We start from the raw sequence: 1,472 nt of genomic DNA, 5'->3' as shown, positions 1-1,472 counted from the left end.
CCGTCGTCGAGTTTCCCGAGCGCGTCCATGAGGTCGCCATCGACCTGGATCTCACCCGCGTCGACGCATTCCTTCAAGCGTTCGTAGCCGCATTCGTGCATGAACTTGTTCGGGGGATAGACGGATGTGAAGATCTCCGTGTTGGCGTCGCGCAGGGCATCCATGGACGCCACGAGGCCTTCGCCGGGGCTTCCGTCGACGAAGAGGCGTCCGATCAGTTCCGCCGGCGGGAAGGCGGCGGCGGCGATGGTACCGCTCTGGACCCGTTGCATCGCGCAACCGCCCTGCACCGACACGTAGCCCGCCAGCCGGACCCAGTGATTGTTCGGCATGTCGCAGCCCAGTTGCCGGTAGGCCCGGGTGATCGCCGCGTTCCGGTCGATGGCGGGGCCGATGCGGGTGATGTCGTTGACGTCCTCCATCACCATGTCCATCGCCTCGGCGCAGTTGGACGGGCAACGGGACACGGGGGCGTCCGGCGCCTGGGTGGTGGAGAAGTCATTCATCCTCGTCCCTCCCCGTTGGGGTCGGATCCAGGGATGGCACGAAGCGGTCCCGGATGGCGACGGCCTTCTCCTCCCGCGTCCTCAGCGGGAGGGCGACGATCCGCCGGAAGTCCGGGTCGGACCAAAGGCGGTCCCCCGTCAGGCACCACGCCTCCACCAGGTCCAGGAGGTGCCGTTCGGCCCCGAACCCCAGGGCCTGCGCCCGGGCCCGCGCCCGTGCGACGTGGTCGACCAAACCCTCCGTCCGGATCGGCCGGACGCCGTCGTACTTGGCGACGAGGGCATCGGCCACGCGCCGGTCGAAGGCGCGTTGCAGGCAGGGGACGCCCGCGTCCATCTGCGCCTTGGTCAATCGGAGCATCCCGTCACCCCATCGTGGCCGCGGCCGCATCAGTCGACCCGCGCGCCGCTTACCATCGGGTCGGACCGTTGGCGACGGCCGTCCGTCCCGTGGGCCGCAGATCGCGGACCGACCCTAGAGCCAGTCGCGCAGCACGGGGATCAGGGGCAGGTCGGCGGGGGGCATCGGATAGTCGCGCATGTCGCGGGGGCGGACCCAGGCCAGCGCCTGTCCTTCCGCGGGCCGGGGCGTGCCCCCCCATTTGCGGCAGGCGAAGAGCGGCATCAGAAGGTGGAAGTCGTCGTAGGCATGCGACGCGAAGGTCAGCGGCGCCAGGCAGGACGCCCAGGTGTCGATGCCCAGCTCCTCCCCCAGCTCGCGGATCAGGGCGGCCTCCGGCGTTTCGCCGTCCTCGACCTTGCCGCCCGGAAACTCCCACAGGCCCGCCATCGCCTTGCCGGCGGGGCGCTGGGCCAGCAGCACCCGGCCGTCCGGATCGATCAGGGCGGCGGCGGAGACGAGGATCGTTCGCATGGGGGCGGTGGTGACGCGGCGATGTGCCCGCGTCAATGGGACCGGATCCGCCACGGTCACGGTTCCAGATGCGCCTTCCCCCATGCGACCAA

3 protein-coding genes are annotated in these 1,472 nt (G+C 70.3%); all 3 read right to left on the bottom strand.

The window, feature by feature from the left end; genetic code table 11:
- Positions 1-506: DUF2515 family protein (locus P0084_RS18450; RefSeq protein WP_308918363.1), on the bottom strand; the 506-nt coding region annotated here is incomplete at its 3' end.
- Entirely contained in the window at positions 499-867 is a 369-nt protein-coding gene (locus tag P0084_RS18445) for a hypothetical protein (RefSeq protein WP_308918362.1), read from the bottom strand. The genes P0084_RS18450 and P0084_RS18445, both read right to left, overlap by 8 nt.
- A 114-nt stretch (positions 868-981) precedes the next feature.
- A complete protein-coding gene (locus tag P0084_RS18440; RefSeq protein ID WP_308918361.1) occupies positions 982-1,380 on the bottom strand; it encodes a (deoxy)nucleoside triphosphate pyrophosphohydrolase in 399 nt (132 codons plus the stop codon).
- Positions 1,381-1,472: the final 92 nt, after the last annotated feature.

Origin of the sequence: Jannaschia maritima (assembly GCF_030973515.1) — a bacterium.
GTDB classification, from domain to species: Bacteria; Pseudomonadota; Alphaproteobacteria; order Rhodobacterales; family Rhodobacteraceae; genus Jannaschia; species Jannaschia maritima.
This window is presented reverse-complemented; position numbering and strand designations above follow the sequence as displayed.